The sequence below is a fragment of the Bradyrhizobium amphicarpaeae genome (assembly GCF_002266435.3).
Taxonomy (GTDB): Bacteria; Pseudomonadota; Alphaproteobacteria; order Rhizobiales; family Xanthobacteraceae; genus Bradyrhizobium; species Bradyrhizobium amphicarpaeae.
Genome location: NZ_CP029426.2, coordinates 5,784,134 through 5,802,473 on the forward strand (window position 1 = coordinate 5,784,134; position 18,340 = coordinate 5,802,473).

The 18,340-nt window shown below is 65.0% G+C and carries 17 protein-coding genes; 7 read left to right on the forward strand and 10 right to left on the reverse strand.

Annotated features, from left to right (window positions below; all coding sequences use genetic code 11):
- Positions 1-2: 2 nt before the first annotated feature.
- Positions 3-356 (reverse strand): hypothetical protein, encoded by a 354-nt coding sequence (locus CIT40_RS27130; RefSeq protein ID WP_094893795.1) that lies wholly within the window; start codon positions 354-356, stop codon positions 3-5.
- Between the two features lie 183 nt (positions 357-539).
- On the opposite strand from CIT40_RS27130, the gene CIT40_RS27135 reads away from it, so the two are divergent.
- Positions 540-764: a hypothetical protein gene (locus CIT40_RS27135; RefSeq protein WP_094894014.1), complete on the forward strand. Its 225-nt coding sequence runs from the start codon at positions 540-542 to the stop codon at positions 762-764.
- 278 nt (positions 765-1,042) lie between these two features.
- On the opposite strand, the gene CIT40_RS27140 is transcribed toward CIT40_RS27135, so the two are convergent.
- On the reverse strand, positions 1,043-1,699 hold the full coding sequence (locus CIT40_RS27140; RefSeq protein ID WP_094893794.1) for a glutathione S-transferase family protein: 657 nt from the start codon (positions 1,697-1,699) through the stop codon (positions 1,043-1,045).
- A gap of 164 nt (positions 1,700-1,863) precedes the next feature.
- On the opposite strand from CIT40_RS27140, the gene CIT40_RS27145 reads away from it, so the two are divergent.
- The gene (locus CIT40_RS27145; protein WP_094893793.1) at positions 1,864-3,087 is read left to right on the forward strand and encodes a polyhydroxyalkanoate depolymerase; all 1,224 of its coding nucleotides are present in this window, start codon (positions 1,864-1,866) and stop codon (positions 3,085-3,087) included.
- Positions 3,088-3,094: 7 nt separating this feature from the next.
- Here the strand turns inward: CIT40_RS27145 and CIT40_RS27150 are convergent, their stop codons facing one another.
- Genes CIT40_RS27150 through CIT40_RS27175 form a run of 6 tightly spaced genes read right to left on the reverse strand, consistent with a single transcriptional unit; the run spans position 3,095 to position 10,821 of the window.
- Positions 3,095-4,963: an ABC transporter ATP-binding protein gene (locus tag CIT40_RS27150; RefSeq protein WP_094893792.1), complete on the reverse strand. Its 1,869-nt coding sequence runs from the start codon at positions 4,961-4,963 to the stop codon at positions 3,095-3,097.
- Between the two features lie 9 nt (positions 4,964-4,972).
- Complete coding sequence (locus CIT40_RS27155; RefSeq protein ID WP_094893791.1) at positions 4,973-5,899, reverse strand: 2-hydroxyacid dehydrogenase; 927 nt, start codon at positions 5,897-5,899, stop codon at positions 4,973-4,975.
- Between the two features lie 7 nt (positions 5,900-5,906).
- The gene (locus CIT40_RS27160) at positions 5,907-7,235 is read right to left on the reverse strand and encodes an NAD(P)/FAD-dependent oxidoreductase (RefSeq protein WP_094893790.1); all 1,329 of its coding nucleotides are present in this window, start codon (positions 7,233-7,235) and stop codon (positions 5,907-5,909) included.
- Between the two features lie 39 nt (positions 7,236-7,274).
- Positions 7,275-8,150 carry an ABC transporter permease gene (locus tag CIT40_RS27165; RefSeq protein ID WP_094893789.1) on the reverse strand — a complete coding sequence of 292 codons (876 nt, stop codon included), beginning with the start codon at positions 8,148-8,150 and terminating at the stop codon, positions 7,275-7,277.
- 4 nt (positions 8,151-8,154) lie between these two features.
- Complete coding sequence (locus tag CIT40_RS27170) at positions 8,155-9,105, reverse strand: ABC transporter permease (RefSeq protein WP_094893788.1); 951 nt, start codon at positions 9,103-9,105, stop codon at positions 8,155-8,157.
- A 27-nt stretch (positions 9,106-9,132) separates the two neighbouring features.
- A complete protein-coding gene (locus CIT40_RS27175; RefSeq protein ID WP_094893787.1) occupies positions 9,133-10,821 on the reverse strand; it encodes a peptide ABC transporter substrate-binding protein in 1,689 nt (562 codons plus the stop codon).
- A 217-nt stretch (positions 10,822-11,038) separates the two neighbouring features.
- Here CIT40_RS27175 and CIT40_RS27180 point away from each other — a divergent pair, with 217 nt between their 5' ends.
- From CIT40_RS27180 to CIT40_RS27200, 5 genes are all read left to right on the forward strand, one after another.
- On the forward strand, positions 11,039-11,671 hold the full coding sequence (locus CIT40_RS27180) for a cupin domain-containing protein (RefSeq protein WP_094893786.1): 633 nt from the start codon (positions 11,039-11,041) through the stop codon (positions 11,669-11,671).
- A 128-nt stretch (positions 11,672-11,799) separates the two neighbouring features.
- Positions 11,800-13,662 (forward strand): ATP-binding protein, encoded by a 1,863-nt coding sequence (locus CIT40_RS27185; RefSeq protein WP_094893785.1) that lies wholly within the window; start codon positions 11,800-11,802, stop codon positions 13,660-13,662.
- 125 nt (positions 13,663-13,787) lie between these two features.
- The gene (locus CIT40_RS27190) at positions 13,788-14,237 is read left to right on the forward strand and encodes a cupin domain-containing protein (RefSeq protein ID WP_094893784.1); all 450 of its coding nucleotides are present in this window, start codon (positions 13,788-13,790) and stop codon (positions 14,235-14,237) included.
- A gap of 103 nt (positions 14,238-14,340) precedes the next feature.
- Positions 14,341-15,831: a flavin-containing monooxygenase gene (locus CIT40_RS27195; protein ID WP_094893783.1), complete on the forward strand. Its 1,491-nt coding sequence runs from the start codon at positions 14,341-14,343 to the stop codon at positions 15,829-15,831.
- A gap of 88 nt (positions 15,832-15,919) precedes the next feature.
- On the forward strand, positions 15,920-16,987 hold the full coding sequence (locus tag CIT40_RS27200; protein ID WP_094893782.1) for a hypothetical protein: 1,068 nt from the start codon (positions 15,920-15,922) through the stop codon (positions 16,985-16,987).
- 133 nt (positions 16,988-17,120) lie between these two features.
- Here the strand turns inward: CIT40_RS27200 and CIT40_RS27205 are convergent, their stop codons facing one another.
- Together CIT40_RS27205 and CIT40_RS27210 are read right to left on the reverse strand one after the other, a co-directional pair.
- Positions 17,121-17,888, reverse strand: a complete 768-nt coding sequence (locus CIT40_RS27205) for an outer membrane protein (protein ID WP_094893781.1) — start codon at positions 17,886-17,888, stop codon at positions 17,121-17,123.
- A 209-nt stretch (positions 17,889-18,097) separates the two neighbouring features.
- Positions 18,098-18,277: a hypothetical protein gene (locus CIT40_RS27210; protein ID WP_094893780.1), complete on the reverse strand. Its 180-nt coding sequence runs from the start codon at positions 18,275-18,277 to the stop codon at positions 18,098-18,100.
- Positions 18,278-18,340 lie beyond the last annotated feature (63 nt).

The window sequence follows — 18,340 nt, forward strand, 5'->3', positions numbered from 1 at the left end:
GCCTATTTCGCGTCCTTCGCCGGCGGCGCGTCCTGCTTCTTCTTCAGATCCTCGGCCGTCTTCACTTGCGCGGCCTGGAGATCGCCAAGCGTCTTCTGCAGACCTGCCACACTCGTCTTCAACGCATCGATCTGACGATTGGCTGCGTCCAGCTTCTGCTGATGGTCGAGCGTGAGCTTGGTGATCGTCTTCTGCAGGAAGTCGACATTGCTTTGCAGGCAGCTTGTGCGCCGCTCCATCGTCTTCTCGACCGTGCAGATCTCGATGCCGGGCACGTCCTGCGCGTGCGTCGGCGCATTCGCCAGCGTTGCGAGCAGCAATGTCGCGAAACAAAAGCCGGCGTTTCGATGCAGCATGCAGGTTCCTCGTCCAATCGATCACGGCAATGTGCGCTGTTTGCGCGCAGCCACCCAAGGCTACCACACTCGTACCGCATTCTCGCGTTGAGCTTGCATCGTTCCCTTGGACGGGGAACGATGATCCGCGCGCGGCAGAAGTGGGCGCTCTTGCTGCGGCTTTGTTTAGGGGAGATTTTTGGAATGGCAACGCGCGATAGACGTCTGGCGGAATTCGACGGCGCCGGAGAACCACCGCCGGGCCTTGCAGTCGAAGTGCTGTGCGAGGACCACAGCGGGACGTACCAGCTGCCGTTCGCCTGCCGTTATGTCGAGGGACGATGGCAGAACCACGAGGCCGGTATTGCGGTCGAGGCGACCGTCATCGGTTGGCGCCTGCCGCGCGTGAGGCAGCGCGGGGCCGCCTGACGCCTGCATCTGTTTCAAAATGCAACGGGGCCGCGCTCCGCCTTAACCTTCAGAACGCGGCCCGAACGAATCACGTCCGAATCAGCCGAATGGCCGCGTACGTAGCTGTTCACGGCTAGATGTCGATGCAGCTCTGCCGGCGCGTACAATATCTGCGCAGCTCGGCGGATGGCCCGGGCCGGCACCAGCGTCAAAGGTTAATTGTGACAAGGGTATAGCTCGCGGACCGCCCCGGCCGGTCCCCGCCCCCGAAACAGGCAGGGCCATGTAATGCCTGCCTAATATTCGACCTCGAGCTCCTCGATCTCGGCCGGCTCTTCCCGCGCCGCGGCGATCCATTCCTTCATCTCGGGCATCGCCATGATGGTATCGGCATAGGCCTTCAGCTGCGGCTCGAGCTTGACGTCATAGGTGACGAAGCGCGTCACCACCGGCGCGTACATCGCATCCGCCATGGTGCGCCGCTCGCCGAACAGGAACGGGCCGCCCGACATCTCCAGGCAGTCGCGCCAGATCGACCAGACCCGGTCGATGTCGGCCTGCGCGCGCGACCAGATCTTGAAGCCGGGAAAATGGCCTTTCAGATTGACGGGCAGCGAGGCGCGCAAAGTGGTGAAGCCGGAGTGGATTTCGCCGCAGATCGAGCGGCAATGGGCGCGCTGCACGCGGTCATCAGGCAGCAGGCCGGCTGCCGGCATCGCCTCGTTGAGATATTCGGCGATCGCCAGCGTATCCCAGACCGTGGCGCCGTCGTGGCGCAGGCACGGCACCAGGATCGACGACGACAGCAGGAGGATTTCGGCGCGCGCCGACGCATCGTCGGGCGCGGTGACGATTTCATCGAAATCGAGCCCGGAGAATTTCGTCAGCAGCCAGCCACGCAGCGACCAGGACGAGTAGTTCTTGCTGCTGATGGTCAGTGTCGCCTTCGCCATATCGGCCCTTCCCTGTGACCTGCACCCCGCCCGGCCCGCGAGTGTGCCGTGACCCGTACTTTCCGCGAAATGAGCAGCAAGCGACGTGCCAATTTTCGGAGGCGATCTGGCTCCCGTCTGGCGTCGATATTGCATGACAGCAGGGGGAAAGTGGGCATTTCAGTATGATGTCGATGTATTATCAGGCCTTTCAGAACCATATGGACCTGACCGCGCCTTGGCGGGCCGGGGCGTCCTCTGCGCTCAAATTCCTCAATCTGGTGCCCGAGGGCGTGCCGGGCCAGGTCGTCAACCGGCTCTCGGCGGCGCTCGAGCTGATCTCGCGCTCCACCCTCACCTATCATCGCCCGGCCTACGGCATCGACAGCGTGATGGTGGGCAATCGCGAAATCGCCGTCACCGAGGAGATCGCCTACGCGACACCGTTCGGCTCGCTGCTGCATTTCAGGAAAGAGGGCGTATCGGAGCAGCCGCGCATGTTGCTGGTGGCGCCGATGTCGGGCCATTTCGCCACGCTGCTGCGCGGCACCGTGAAGACGCTTCTACAGGATCACGACGTCTACATCACCGACTGGCACAATCCGCGCGACATTCCGCGCAGCGAAGGCCGTTTCGGGCTCGACGACTACACCGAGCATCTGATCGATTTCCTCGGGCAGCTCGGCCCGCGCCCGCACATGGTGGCGATCTGCCAGCCCTCGGTCTCGGCGCTCGCGGCCGCCGCGATCATGTGCGAGGACAACCATCCCTCGCGGCCGGCGACGCTGACGCTGATGGCGGGGCCGATCGACACGCGGATCCAGCCGACCAAGGTCAACGACTTCGCCAAGAGCAAGCCGATCGAATGGTTCGAGCAGAACCTGATCAACTACGTGCCGATGCAGTGCGCCGGCGCCTTGCGGAAAGTCTATCCCGGCTTCGTGCAGCTCACCGCCTTCGTCTCGATGAATCTCGAGCGCCATATCAAGCAGCACATGGATCTCGCCAACCACATCGCCAAGGGCGAGAAGGACAAGGCCGCGAGCATCAAGACCTTCTACGACGAATATTTCGCAGTGATGGATCTTCCGGCCGAGTTCTACATCGAGACCGTGCGCGATGTGTTCCAGGAGCATCTCCTGCCGCAAGGCAAGCTGATGCACCGCGGGCGCCCCGTGAACACCAAGGCGGTCGGCCGCATGGGGCTGATGACGGTCGAGGGCGAGAAGGACGACATCTGCTCGATCGGCCAGACGCTCGCCGCGCAGGACCTCTGCACCGGCGTGCGCGCCTATCGGCGCGTCCACCACATGCAGGCCGGCGTCGGCCATTACGGCGTGTTCTCCGGCAAGCGCTGGAACAACGAGATCTATCCGCTGCTGCGGGATTTCGTGCACGTCAATTCGTGAGGCGGTTTCAAGCCGACCACTCCTCGCCCCAGACCTGGACGACGTGGCCGGGCGACACTTCGCGATATTGGCGCAGCGGCGGCTGATAATCCGGCGCGCGCATCGGGCTTCTGATCTCGTCGTATGCGACCTCGCGCTTGGTGGCGCGGCGTGCGGGATCGGGCACCGGCACGGCCGCCATCAGCTTCTTGGTATAGGGATGCTGCGGATTGCCGAACACGGACGCGCGCGGGCCGGTCTCGACGATCTCGCCGAGATACATCACGGCGACGCGGTGGCTCATGCGCTCGACCACCGCGATGTCGTGGGAAATGAAGAGATAGGCGAGACCCATGCTGGCTTGAAGATCGAGCATCAGGTTGACGACCTGCGCCTTGACCGAGACGTCGAGCGCGGAGACCGCTTCGTCCGCGACGATGAGCTTCGGCCCCAATGCAAGCGCACGGGCAATGCAGATGCGCTGGCGCTGGCCGCCGGAAAATTCGTGCGGGAAACGCGCGGCCATGTCGGCGGTCAGGCCGACACGGACGAGGAGGTCTGCGACCTTCTCCCGGGCCTGCGACGCCGAGGCGAGTCCATTGGCCAGCAAGGGCGCCGCGATCGCCGTGCCCACGGACATCCGCGGGTTGAGGCTTGCGAACGGATCCTGAAACACGATCTGCATCTGCTTGCGGACGTCGCGCAAGGTGCGGCCGGACATCTTCAGCACGTCCTGGCCGTCGATCAGGACGGTGCCGCTGTCAGGCTCCGTCAGCTTGAGGATGGAGCGGCCGGTGGTCGACTTGCCGCAACCGGACTCGCCGACAAGCGCCAGCGTCTCGCCGGCGCGCAAGGTGAAGGAGACGTTCTCGACCGCATGGACCCGGCCCGAGACCTTGCCGAACAGGCCCGAGCGGATCGGAAAGCGCGTGGTGAGGTTCGCGACCTCGAGCAGCGGGCGTTCGGCGGGCGAGACCGTATCGGGCGTCTCCGCCGGTTCATCCGAGGTGCCCGTCACCTTGTCGACGATGGGAAAGCGCATCGGCCGCGCGCGACCCTCCATCGAGCCCAGGCGCGGCACGGCGGCGAGCAGCGCGCGCGTATAGGGGTGCGAGGGCGCGGCGAAGATGCGCGAGGTCGCGTCCGTCTCCACCGCTTGCCCGCCATACATCACCACGGTCCGGTCGGCGATCTCGGCGACCACACCCATGTCGTGGGTGATGAAGAGGATCGACATCCCCTCCTCCTGCTGGAGCTCTTTCAGCAGCTCCAGGATCTGGGCCTGGATGGTGACGTCGAGCGCGGTGGTCGGCTCGTCCGCGATCAGGAGTTTTGGCTTGCAGGCGAGCGCCATCGCGATCATCACGCGCTGGCGCATGCCGCCGGAGAAGCGATGCGGATGCTCGTGGAAGCGGGACTTCGCCGCGGGAATACGGACGCGGTCGAGCAGCCGGATGGTCTCGGCCTCCGCCGCCGCGCGCGACAGGCCTCGATGCTGGATCAGCGCTTCCGCGATCTGGAAGCCGATGGTGAGCACCGGATTGAGGCTCGTCATCGGCTCCTGGAAGATCATGGCGACATCGTTGCCGCGAATGTCCGTCATGCTTGCTTCCGGCAGCGCCAGCAGATCGCGGCCGGCAAGCCGGACGCGGCCCTCGACGCGGCCGATGTCCTTCGGGATGAGCCGCATGATCGACAGCGCCGTGACGCTCTTGCCGGAACCGGACTCGCCGACGGTCGCCACCGTCTCCCCGGGCGCGACATCGAACGACACGTTGCGGACGACGGGAATCCATCGCCGCTCGATCATGAACGATGTAGTGAGGCCGGAGACCGACAGCACGGGGGCCTGTGGTTCGGCGGAGACTTGGTGTGGTACGTTTGCGCCGATGCTCATGCGAGTGTCCTAATAGCCGCGCCGACGATCGACGCGCCCCGGCAGCTCCTCGCCGCGACGGTGGCGGTCGATAACGTCGAGCACGAAATCGACGGCCGTGTCCGGCGTCGTCATGCTGGCATTGTGCGGGGTCAGCAGGATCCGCGGGTGGCTCCAGAACGGATGTCCTTCGGGCAGCGGCTCTGGATCGGCAACATCAAGCACGGCGCCTGACAACGCACCGCTGTCGAGCGCCGCGAGGAAATCCGCCTCGATGAGATGCGGGCCGCGTCCGACATTGACGAGGGACGCGCCGCGCGGCAGGCGCGCGAACAGATCGGCATTGAGGATGCCGCGCGTCTGGTCGGTCAATGGCAAGAGGCAAACGAGAATGTCGCTCTGCGCCAGGAAATCCGGCAAGGTGTCGGCGCCCGCGTAACAGGTCACGCCTTCGATTTCACGCGGCGAGCGATTCCACCCCAGACGCGGAAACCCGAACGCCTTGAGGCGTTCGAGCACGGCCTGGCCGAGCTGGCCGAGCCCCATGACGCCGACGCGCCGCCGCTTCGCCGGCGTGATGCGGATCTCGCGCCAGACCTGGTGCCTCTGCTGATCGATGAACTGCAGGAGATCGCGATGCAGGGCCAGCACGGCCATGGTGACGTACTCCACCATCGTCTCGGCGATGCCGGGCTCCAGCATGCGGACCAGTGGAATGTGCGCCGGAACTTTCGTGGCGTCGAACTGATCGACGCCGGCGCCGACCGAGAAGACCAGCTCGAGATTGGGAAACGTCGTCGCGATGTTATCAGGCGGCACCCACGCCACGAGATAACGGATATCAGCGGGATCGCCGATGTCAGGCCAGAGCCGGAACGGGACGTCGGGCGCGCGCTCCGCGAAGAAGCGCGCCCACTCGGCACCGCGAACCATGTTGGCCTTGTAGAGAACCGTCATGCGGCCCTCAGAACGGGCTGACCGGCGCGAGCCGCCGGCCGTCGATCATGCGCTTGTGGCTGTAGGGCTCGGGATCGACCAGCGGCGTCGCGCCGGTGACGATATCGGCGGCGAGCTTGCCGGCGGCGGGTCCAATGCCGAAGCCGTGGCCGGAGAAGCCGGTGGCAAGGAAGAAGCCCGGCAGCGCATCGACCGGCGAGATCACGGGAATCGTATCCGGCGTGCAGTCGATGGTGCCGCCCCAGGCTTCTGCGATCTCGATGTCCTTGAGTTCAGGATTGGCCTTGATCAGCGACGCCAGCGCGGCGTTGACCAGCGACATGTCGGGCGCGGGATCGCGCACGCGCTCGGTCTCGAACGGCGACGGCTTGTCGAAACTCCAGCTGGTGCCGCGCATGATCTGGTCGAGGAAGGACTTGCCGAGCGACAGCTTCAGCCCGTTCTTGCGATGCAGATAAGTCGGCCAGAACGTCCAGGCGTAGCGGAGCAGATCGGGCGACAGCTCGACCGTGCCGCGGTTGCGCAGCGCCAGCGTGTAGCCGCCGTCGAGGCGGCGGCGGATGCAGTAAAAGTCGGTGCCGAGCGCGCCGGCCGTGATCTCCGGTCCCGGCGCGGTACGGCACGCGGTGGCGTTGACGAGGCCGATTGGCAGCTCGATGCCGTGACGCCGGCAGAACAGCGACGACCACGCGCCGCCTGACAGCAGCACGGATTGCGTACGGATGGTGCCCTTCTCGGTGACGACGGCGCTGACGCGCCCGCCCGTCGTCTCCAGCCCGCGCGCCGCGCAGCCCTGATGGATGGTGACGCCGTGCTTTCGCGCGGCGGTGGCGAGCGCGGGCACCGCCATCGAGGGTTCGGCGCGCCCGTCACTCGGCGTGTGCAGCCCGCCGACCCATGTGTCGGTATTGCCCGGCATGCGCTCGGCGACCTCGGCCGGCGTCAGCACGGTGGAGTGGACCTGCATCTCGCGCGCGACCGCGGCCCAGCGTTGCCAGCTCGCAAGCTCGTCCTTGCTCTTGGTCAGGAACAGCACGCCGGTGCGGCGGAAGCCGGCATCGACGCCGGCGTCGTTCTGCATGTCCTCCCACAGCCGCAGCGCCTCGCGCGCCAGCGGGATCTCTTCGCGCGCCCGGCCCTGCTGGCGGCACCAGCCCCAATTGCGGCTCGACTGCTCGCCGCCGACATGGCCTTTCTCGACGAGAGCGACCGAGAGGCCCTTCTTCGTGAGATGATAGGCCGCGGAGACGCCGATGACGCCGCCGCCGATGACGACGACGTCCACCTGCGCCGGCAGGCGTTCATCGCTGTTGATACGGTTGAGCGGCGGGGACATGAAGCACTCCTGGAGGTCGGTCCGATCGAATTCTTGTCATCATGGGATGTTCATGCGCGGGTCGAGCGCATCGCGCAGGCCGTCGCCGAGGAAGTTGAAGCTGGTTACGGCCAGCGTGATGGCGAGACCCGGCGCGATCGCGAGCCACGGCGCGCTGGTGAGATAGATCTGCGCGTTGTTGAGCATGTTGCCCCAGCTCGCCGCCGGCGGCTGGATGCCGTAGCCGAGATAGCTGACGTAGGATTCCAGCAGGATCGCCTTCGCGACGTTCAGCGTCGCCGCGACCACGATCGGCGCGATCGCGTTGGGCACCAGCTCGCGGAACATGATGCGCAGGTTCGAGGAGCCGAAGGCGAGCGCCGCGACGGCAAATTCGCGCTCGCGCAGCGAACGGACCTGGGCCTCGACGACACGGGCTACGGCCATCCAGGCCGTCGCCGCGATCAGCACGGTGGTGGTGACGAGGCCGGGCTCGGTGAGCGCCGCCAGCGCCAGCAGCAGGAAGATGGTCGGGAAGCACAGCACGGCATCGACGAGCCGCATCAGCACCGCGCCGACCGCGCCGCCATAGAATCCGGCAAAGGCGCCGACCACGATGCCGACAGCCATCGCCATCACCATCGCGACGATGCCGATCGAAAGCGAGACGCGTCCACCCATCATCAGCCTCGCGAGCACGTCGCGGCCGAGCTCGTCGGTGCCGAGGATGTGCGCGCCGGAGAACGGCGGCGCGAACCGCTTCATGATGTCGATATAGGTGTCGTCGAACGGCAGCAGGTACGGACCGAACGTCGAGCCGAGCACCAGCACCAGAATGATCACGGCGCCGGCAAGCGCCAGACGATGCCGGCGGAAACGCCGCCAGGCGGCCTGGCCGGGAGCGAGCTGGGTGGTGGAGAGGGTTGCGGTCGCCATCGCTTCATCCCACCCGGATGCGCGGATCGACGACGGCGTAGAGGATGTCGGCGAGAAGCGAGCCGATCAGCACCATCGTCGCCGAGAACATCAGGATGCCCATCACCACGGGATAGTCGCGATAGCCGATGGAATCGAGGAACAGCCGCCCCATGCCGGGCCAGGTGAACACGGTCTCTGCCACGAGCGCGCCGCCGAGCAACGTCGGAAATTGCAGGCCCGCGACCGTGATCATCGGCAGCAGCGCGTTACGCAACGCATGCACGGTGAGGATACGCCATTCCGGTATGCCCTTGGCGCGCGCCGTGCGGATGTAGTCCTGATTGATGACCTCGAGCATCGAGGAACGCATGAAGCGGCCCCACATCGCGGTCTCGACCAGCGCCAACACCATCGCCGGCGCGATCAGATGATGCAGCAGGTCGAGGAAGGAGCCGTCGCCGACGGTCTGCCGGTTGCCGGCCGGCAGCCAGCCGAGCTTGACCGAGAACACGTAGATGGTGACGAGGCCGAACCAGAAGGTCGGGATCGACAACGCGATCATGGCGCCGACGGTGGCGAGCGTGTCGAACAGCGAGTATCGCCTCAGCGCGCCAAGGATGCCGATCCAGCATCCCAGCAGCACTGCGATGATGGTCGCCGTCGCCATCAATTCCAGAGTGGCGCCGAGATGCGAGGAGATCACCGACAGCACCGCATCGCCGTCGCGATAGGACTTGCCCCAATCGCCTCTCAGCATGCGGCCGAACCAGTCGAGATACTGGATCGGCAGCGGCCGATCGAGCCCGAGCTGTCTGGTGACGCGGTCGAGATCCTCCTGGGTCATCTGCGCGGAAGCCGCGAATTGCGACAGCGGCCCGCCCGGCGCCAGATGCAGGATGGCGAAGCCGATCGCGGAGACGATCACCAGCAGCATGATCGCCTGTGTCAGGCGGTTGACGACGTATTGGGCCATCTCAGGCTGCCCAGCGAACCCTGTGCATCAGGCCCAGTACCATTCGCGGATGTTCCAGCAATTGATCGAGGTGTTGATGTTGGGACGGAAGCCTTGCAGCCCTTCCTTCACGCCCTCGGCGATGAAGCCCTGGAACAGCGGCAGGATGGCAAGATCGTTGCGGATGAGCTTTTGCAGATCGCCATAGGTCGTCTTGCGCTGGGCGAGATCAAACTGCCTGGCGCCTTCGGCGAGCAGACGATCCGCCTCCGGGCTCTTGTACTGATAGGTGTTGAAGCCGCGGCCGCCCTGGGCGGGGATAGCGCCGGAGCCGAAGCGCGGCGTCACGTCGGGGTCGCTGCCCAGCATGAAGTTCACGCCCACGATCACCGAATTGAATTTCGACTGCTGCCAGAAGTCCCCCCAGATCACCGCGGCCGGCATGTTGTTGACGCGCATCGCAGCACCGATCGCGCGCCAGTCCTGGATCAGCAGCTGCTGGGTCTGCTCGCGCACCGCATTGCCCGACGTCGTCGAATTGGTGAACTCGAGCTTGACGCCGCCCTTCTCGCGCACGCCGCCGGAGCCGCGTACCCATCCGGCTGCATCGAGCAGCGCGTTGGCCTTGGCGGGATCGTATTTGTGTTGCGGCAGGCCTTGCTGGAACGACCAGGCCTGCTGCGGCACGAAGCTCTCGGTCTGCGTCGGCAGGCCGTAGTTCAGCGCATCGATGATCGCCTGCTTGTTGATGCCGAGATAAAGCGCCTCGCGCACGGTGCGATCGGCGAAGGGACCGAACTCCAGATTGGGCGCGATGTGCTCGACCGAGGAGGTCGAGGAGACGAAGATCTTGCGGCCCTTCAGCGTCTTCGCCTCCTGCACGAAATTCGGCAAAATGCCTTGTAGGCCGGTGTAATCGACCTGGCCGGTGCGGAACTGGGTGTAGAGCACGGTGAGGTCGGGAATGTATTTGAACACTACGCGTTCGACGTAAGGTCCTTTGCCGTGATAGCCGGCGTGGGCATTCAACAGGATGTGGTCGCCCGGCACGCGCTCGCCCCAACGGAACGGTCCGGTGCCAACGGGCGCGTTGTGGAACGGCGAGGCGTTCGGATCGGACACCTTCCCCAGGATGTGTTTTGGCACGATGAAGGTAAGCGACAGGATCGACATGTAGGGCGAATAGGGAGCCTCCATTCGCCAGTGGATCTCGTCGGGCGCGACGACCTTGATGTCCTTGACGAGGCTATGGCCGACGCGGTTGCGGACACGAAAATCGGGATTGTTGATCAGCTCGAGCGAGAACTTGACGTCCTCGGCCGTGAACGCCGTGCCGTCGTGCCACTTCACGTCGCTGCGCAGCTTGACCTTCCAGGTCAGGCCGTCGGCCGACAGGCCGCCATTCTCGATGGTCGGGACTTCGCGCGCGAGGTCGGGGACGAACTTGCCATCGGGCTCGATGAACCAGAGCGGCGAGAACAATTGCCACCAGATGCCCTGGTCGACCTCGATGCCGGGCATCAGGGGATGAAAGACGGTCGGCTCCTGCGACAGCGCCGCGATCACCTGCCCGCGCGGCTTGTCCGGCGGATTGGTCGGACGTTCGGTCTGGGCAAAGGCGCTGCCTGAAAGCGTCCATCCCGCCGCGGCGCCGGCGCCGAGCTGAAAGATCTGTCGGCGATTTGGAATGCCGAAGTGCGATCCGCCAACGCCGAACCTGCCGGTGCTGTCTGCCATGACCAGTCTCCGTTCCCGCACGCGGCACCGTCTCCCGCGCCCCGAGACCCCGGCAAGGGACAGGAGTGGGCTTTAGTGCTTCTAAATTTTTCAGACAAAATTTCACCATGACTAAATACAGCTGTCAATCACATTGCTAATATGCGCGACCTTTTCACCCCGACTGAAGCCCGGCCCGATGCGGTCCTGGGCTCAAGATGATGCATGGGAGAGCGACATGGATGGTCGCGCCGACACGAATAGTCCGAAGGATGCCCCGACGATCGAGCCGGACGATGCGGTCGACCAGCGCCTCGGTGAAACCGTGCGGCTGCTGCGCCAGCGCGCCGGCTTCTCGATCCAGGACGTCGCCACCAAGACCGGCCTGTCCACCGGCATGATCAGCCAGCTCGAACGGGCGCGCGCCATGCCGTCGATTCGGACGCTGCGCCTGCTCAGCATCGCGCTCGACGTTCCCATCTCGTACTTCTTCGAGACCAGCGATCCCGCCGACGTGCAGCGCTATATCGTGCGCAAGAACAGCCGGCGGCTGCTGCGGCTCACCGCCAGCGGCGTCGTCAAGGAAGCGCTGACGCCGGCGGACAAAGGCCAGCTCGAGCTCTACGAGCTCACGCTCAATCCCGGCGCCTCCTCCGGTACCGACTTCCTGCAGCACACCGGCGAGAAGGCGGGCTACATCCTCTCCGGCAGCCTGCGGCTGTGGCTCGACAACCAGGCCCATGTGCTGGAAGCCGGCGACAGTTTCCGCTTTCCGAGCACCGTGCCGCACATGTTCGACAACCCGACCCAGCAGGTCGCGCGCGCGATCTGGGTGACGACGCTGCGCCAGACCGACTCGCCCGCCGGTTGAAGCGCTGCCGCCCGGTAGCGCCGGAAATTACCCTCGACGCCGCCCTATTGAATCTGTAGCTCACGTGAGACCGGAATCATCTGCCGGGCGGACATGGGGGTCCGTACGGACGTCGTTGGTAGGAGACCATGGAATCCAGGGGGCTTCTGACACTCGCGATGGCTGCACAGCTCGTCGTGACCGCGGCGGCCCTCTTCGCCTCCTATGCCGTGGCCGGACCCGGGTTCGGCATTGCTCAGGTCGCGGCCCTCATCGCAACCGCCGCGGTTGCAAATGTGCTCGTGCGGCTCTGCACACGCGCGATCGAGGCGTCAGAGCACAAGCGCGCCGCTACGCAATCGGCCGAGCTGGCGCAGGCCCGCAGCGACAGCGCGCAGATGATGCAAGCCGTCATCAAGACCGCGCTCGATGCCTTCATTCAGATCGACGACAGCGGCGCCGTGCTGGAGTGGAGTTTTCAGGCCGAGGCCCTGACCGGATGGACGCGCCAGGAGGCGCTCGGTGCCGACGCCGTCGATCTCATCGTCGCCGAGCCGCTGCGCGCCGCCTTCAGGCAGCGCATGGCGCGGCTGGTTCCGGAATTGTCGGACACACCTTCCGGCCTGCGCTTCGAGCTCAACCTGATCCACAGGAACGGCGACCAGATCCTGGCCGAGGCGTCCAGCACGGTGTTGCGGCTGGGCGGACGCGTCATCGTCAACACCTTCGTCAGGGACATCACCCGGAAGCGCGCTGCCGAGGAGCAGTTGGTGCAGTCCCAGAAGATGGAGGCGGTCGGGCAGCTCACCGGCGGCATCGCGCACGAATTCAACAACATGCTCACGGTAATCACGGGCACGATCGAGATCCTCGCCGACGCCGTCAGGGACAACCCGCCGCTTGCGACCATCACCAAGCTGATCAGCGAGGCCGCCGATCGCGGCGCCGCGCTGACGTCGAGCCTGTTGTCCTTTGCCCGCAAGCAGGCGCTGCAACCGGCCGAGATCGACGTCAACCAATTGCTCGAAGAGCTGGCCAAGCTGCTGCTGGCGACCTTCGACAAGAAGATCGAGATCGTCACCCGCCTCGACCGCAACGTCTGGCTCGCCTACGCCGACCGCGGCCAGTTGAGCTCGGCACTGCTCAACCTCGCCATTAACGCCCGCGACGCCATGCTGGAGGGCGGCAGGCTGACGCTGACGACACGCAACGTCGTGTTCGGCGTGCGCGAGGCCGTCGCGGTCGGCGCCGGCTATGCCGGCGACTATGTCGAGATCGAGATCGCCGATAGCGGCACCGGTATTCCCCAGGCCATCCTGGAGCGGATCTTCGATCCGTTCTTCTCGACCAAGGAGGTCGGCAAGGGCACGGGGCTCGGGCTCAGCATGGTGTTCGGCTTCGTCAAGCAGTCTGGCGGCGGCATCAAGGTCGCATCGGAAGAAGGCCGCGGCACCATCTTCACGCTCTATTTGCCGAAGGCGGAGATGAGCGCGCTACGCCCGACCGGCTATGACGACCGCAAGATCGTGGGGGGCAAAGAAACCGTGCTCTGCGTCGAGGACGACCGCGACGTTCGCCACTACGTCACGGTCCAGCTCGAAGGCCTCGGCTACAAGGTCATCCCGGCCGCCAATGCGACCGAGGCGCTCGCAATTGCGGCCGAAGGCACGCCGTTCGACCTGCTCTTCACCGACATCGTGATGGCCGGCGGCATGAACGGACGGGAGCTCGCCGAGCAGATGGTGGCGGCGCGGCCGTCACTGCGCGTGCTGTTCACCTCCGGCTACGCCTACGACTCGCTGCACACGCAGGGCCGCGCCACCATGGGCGCGCCGCTGCTGCGAAAGCCATATCGCAAGGCCGAGCTCGCCCGCATGCTGCGCCGCAGCCTCGACACCGCCGTCGATTCCGCCGGCGACGCCATCCCGACGCCCTACTCGGTGCAGGCGGATGTCGAAGCGTTCCTGCGCAGGCAGGCGGCGGAGGACGACGGCACGCGACCACGGAAATAGCGCGGCGTCGGCAAAATCTTCATGCTGCACGGCAGCAGGCGCTTCGCGGATTCGTTTAGCGGATAGACAGGCGCCCCTTTGATGGCCGAAGCTCCAACCTCGCCGGAATCCAATGGGAGCATGCGATGACTGCACTCGAAAAAGGCATTACCGCTAACGGCACGGGCTATGGCGGCAAGAGCTGGAACATTCTGGGCCAGGTCTATTTCCCCAAGGCTGTCACCGACTCCACCTTCGCGTTCGAGACCAACAGCGATCCCGGCCAGTTCGTGCCGGTGCACATCCATCCGACCCAGGACGAGTTCATCCTGGTGCAGGAAGGCACGCTCGACCTCAAGCTCGACGGCAAATGGGTCAAGGCTCACGCCGGCGATCTCGTGCGCCTGCCGCGCGGTATTCCGCACGGCTATTTCAACAAGTCCGACAAGCCGGCCCGCGCGCTGTTCTGGGTCTCGCCGATGCAGAAGCTGGAGGCGCTGTTCGAGCAGCTGCACAATCTGACCGACCCTGCCGAGGTCGTGCGCATCTCGGCGCTGCACGAGGTCGACTTCCTGCCGCCCGAGGCCAACGACTAGCCTCCTCGTCCATCTTCATCGGCTTGCAGAATCGCCGGCCGCGCGCCTTGCGGCCGAACGAGGCCGCTTGCGCGCGAAACACACATCGATTGCGAGCAATCCCATGGTCAGCCCCAAGCATGTCTGCGTGATCGGCGCCGGCGTCTCCGGCCTTGCTGCCGCCAAGGCGTTCTCCAGCCGCGGCCATCGCGTCACCATCGTCGAGCGCAGTGGCGATCTCGGCGGCGTCTGGGAGCCGGCGCGCTCCTATCCCGACGTACAGACCCAGAGCCCGAAGGAACTCTACCGCTACACCGACCGCGCCATGCCGGAGGCCTATCCGGAATGGCCGACCGGGCCGCAGGTTCATGCCTATCTCGCCGACTACGCCAAGAGCTTTGGTCTCGACCGTATGCTGCGCCTCGGCACCGAAGTTGCCGACATGGCGCGGCGTGCCGACCGCAGGCCAGGCTGGACGCTCGCGCTGAAGGACAAGGACGGCGCGAGCGCGAGCGAGGATTTCGATTTCGTCGCGGTCTGCACTGGCCAGTTCAACGAGCCGCGCGAGCTGCATTGCCCGGGCGAGGACGGCTTCCGCGCGCAGGGCGGCCAGATCCTGCACTCATCGAAATACGGCGATCCCGTGCTGGCGAAGGGACGCCGCATCGCCGTGCTCGGCGGCTCGAAATCGGCGACCGACATCGCGGTCAACGCGGTGAAATCGGGCGCGCGCGAGGTGACCATCGTGATGCGCGAGCCGGTCTGGCGCATCCCCTATTTCATCGGCGGCCTCGTGAATTTCAAGCGCATCCTCTACATCCGCGCGCAGGAGGAGATGTTTCCGGGCTGGGGCATCAGTGCGATGACACGGCTCGCGCACCGCATCGCGGCGCCGCTGGTGTGGGCGAACTGGCGCGGGCTGGAGAGCCTGCTGAAGGCGCAGCTCAAGCTTGGCCGCTGCAACATGGTGCCGAAGGAGCGGATCGAGGACGGCGTCAACTGCTCGGTGCCGATCGCAACGCCCGGCTTCTATCCGATGGTCGCCGACGGCCGCATCAAGGCCGTGTTCGGCACGTTCGATCATTATGACGGCGACAGCATCGTCATGAGCGGGGGCGAGCGCGTGGGCGCGGATGTCGCGGTGCTCGCGATCGGCTACAAGCTCGGCGTGCCGTTCCTGCCGGAGGCCTACAGGAAGAAGCTGGTCGACGCCGACGGGCAGTACCGGCTCTACCGCCTGATCGCAAATCCTGATCTGCCCGAGCTCGGCTTCGTCGGCTTCAACTCATCGTTCTGCACCGTGCTCTGCGCCGACCTCGCCGCCAACTGGCTGGTGCGTTACGCCGACGGTCAGCTCGCCAACCAGCCGACGGAGCAGCAGATGCGCGACAACATCGAGATGATGCTGCACTTCAAGCGCGTCGAGCGGCCGGCCGCAGGCGTCTATGGCGGCCTCTGTGTCGCGCCCTATCACTACCGCCATTTCGACGAGCTGATGGCCGACATCGGCGCGAAGAACCAGAAGCGCGGCGGGCTCGCGGGGCACTTCCAGCCGCCGGACGCGGATGCCTATGCGACATTCCTGGCGACGGCGCCGGAATACCGGGCAGCATAACAATTCCGGCTGAGCGGGATTTGCATCTCGCCAGCCCTCACATTGGATGCTTACGATCCCTGGCCATCGAATCGACAGGGAAACGGCCATGGGATCCAGACGTCTCGCAATCCTTGCGGCTATTGCCATCCTGGTCGCGGCACCCGCCGTCGCACAACAGCGCGCGCTCACGCCCCGGCAATCCGAGGCGGTCGGCGCCTATGACAAGGCGCTCGCCGATTTCAAATCGATCCTTGCCGAGCGGCGGCGCCAGATCGAGGCGAAGCAGCCGCTGCCGAACCTGCCGGGACAGGCGCTCTATCTGGCCCGCGTCGCCGTGATCAGCACCTACAAGGATCTCACCGATGCGATTCCGTCGCGGATCGGGCGGCCCAACAAGTTCGAGATTCCGCCGGCCTATTTCGATGCCGATATCGAGCCGCTGATCGACGAATATTCGAACTTGTTCGACGTCATGGAGGCGCCGCCCGCCAATGCGCAGAATTCGGCGACGCCGTTCAAGGACGTCGTCGATCTCGCCACGGTGATCGCGCGCGCCAAGGGACTTGCGCCTGAGCATGCCGCGGCTGCGGGTCGCATCAGCCTCGGGCTGTTCTTTGCCGAAACCAACGGCAAGCAGAACGTCCGCAACGGCCGCTCGAACACCTATATGGGCAGCTTCCAGACCGGCCCCTCCGAAGACCGCAACGGCCACAGGAAATGGCAGGCCATCAAGGGCGAGATCGCGGCGATCGATCCGCACCTGAGCACGCGCGACGACAAGGAGGAGGCGCGCGCCCGCGGCACCGATCACCGCTTCAACCACTGGACCAACGTGCGCGACGGCCTGATGAACGCGCATGCGGATGTGTTCCGCGAGATCCCTGGAATCGTGAAGACGCTGCCTGATACGATCGACCAGATGAAGCTGTTCGAGCTGATCCAGATCGTGCCGACGCCGACGCGCGCGGCGCTGAAGTCGGGCGATCTCCTGAATTACAGGGTGTCGAGCCCGACGATCATGAAGCACCTGCGCAACAACAGCATCTTTGCGTTTGGACAGGCCGACCGGGCGAAAACCTCTGCCAGCTACCGCGAGATCCTCGCGGCGATGTGGCTGTTCAACCGCAAGTTCGAGAAGGCGATGGCGAAATATGCGGAGATCAGAGGACGATAGTCTCGCCAGCGAACCTTATTGGCTTGCCACGGTCCGTACGTGCGAAGGGCGACCGGCTTGACCGGTCGCCCTTTTTCTCATTTTCACGTCGCCTGGATCAATGATGACAAATCCGCGGCCGCGCCAGTGGTCCTCAGTAACGCGACAAGCCCGGCCCGCCGAAGCGATAGTTGATGCGCGCAGTGACGATATCCAGGTCCTGACCAATGCTGTTGGTCGTGGCAACCCCCGCAGGGGCGGCCGCAAAGCCTAGAGTCCGACGATCGAGGAAGATGTGATCATATTCCACGCCCACCGACCAATTGGGAGCGAAACCGTACTCCACGCCGGCGCCGACGGTAGCTCCCCACCGCGTATCGCTGCTGCTGTTGATCAACGCATTGGTCGCCGTGAAGGTGTGGGTGTAGCGGCTATCCACCACGGCCGCGCCGCCCTTCGCATATAGCAGCACGTTGTTCCAAGCCCAACCGACTTGGCCCGTGAAAAGACCGAAGGCACGCACCCGGGAATTGATGGTGAGGTCGCCCGGCGCGAACACGAAGGCAGGCGACGACACCCGCGATCCGTTCAAGTCGGCCCAATCACCCTGCGCCTCCAATCCGAACACCCAGGACGCCGACTGCCAGCGATATCCGATCTGACCGCCCGCGACGGCGCCGTCTGCATCGTGACATCCCTCGCTTGCCGTAGCGGGAACGCCTGCGAAGCTCACGAAGTCCCAGCAGTTGCGGCTGGTGCCGTATCCGCCGTTGCCGCCGATGTAGAAGCCGCTCCAATCGTAAAGCGCTGCGACCGCGGGCGGCGCTTTAACGTAGGGCCTTGCCGCCATATCAGCGGCGTCAGCATGGGTACTCAACGCCAGTGCCGCCACTGCGGCACCGGCAAGCATTGTTTTTTTCATGTCTAGTCCCCTTGGGCTGAAATGCCGTAACAACTAGACACCATTGAGCGGCGCTTCGCTGTAACCGTGAAAACACGGGCATACTGGACGTTGGGCCGCGAGAGTTCCTCCCAGCGCTTAGCGTTCGGAACGAAAAACCGAACTGAATCAATGAAGCACAGCATCCGACGTGCCCAGCATATCGGAACTCAGATTTGGCTGAGGCGGCGCTATCTGTCTTTCCGCACCGAAAAACGGTTCTTGCGCTTTTCGAACGCGAGGTACTTTTCGATCGTGGCCTGAAGTTCATCGGCCAATTCCAACCGCCGCTCAGGTGTGTTGAGGCCGCGCTGAAGTTCGAGCACCCGGCCGGCCATTTCCTGGCAGATCTTCGCAAGCGTTTGGTTCATAGACAGCTTCCCTCGGTCTCTCAAACGAGAGGAAGTCGGTCTTGGATCACATCCAATCCAAGC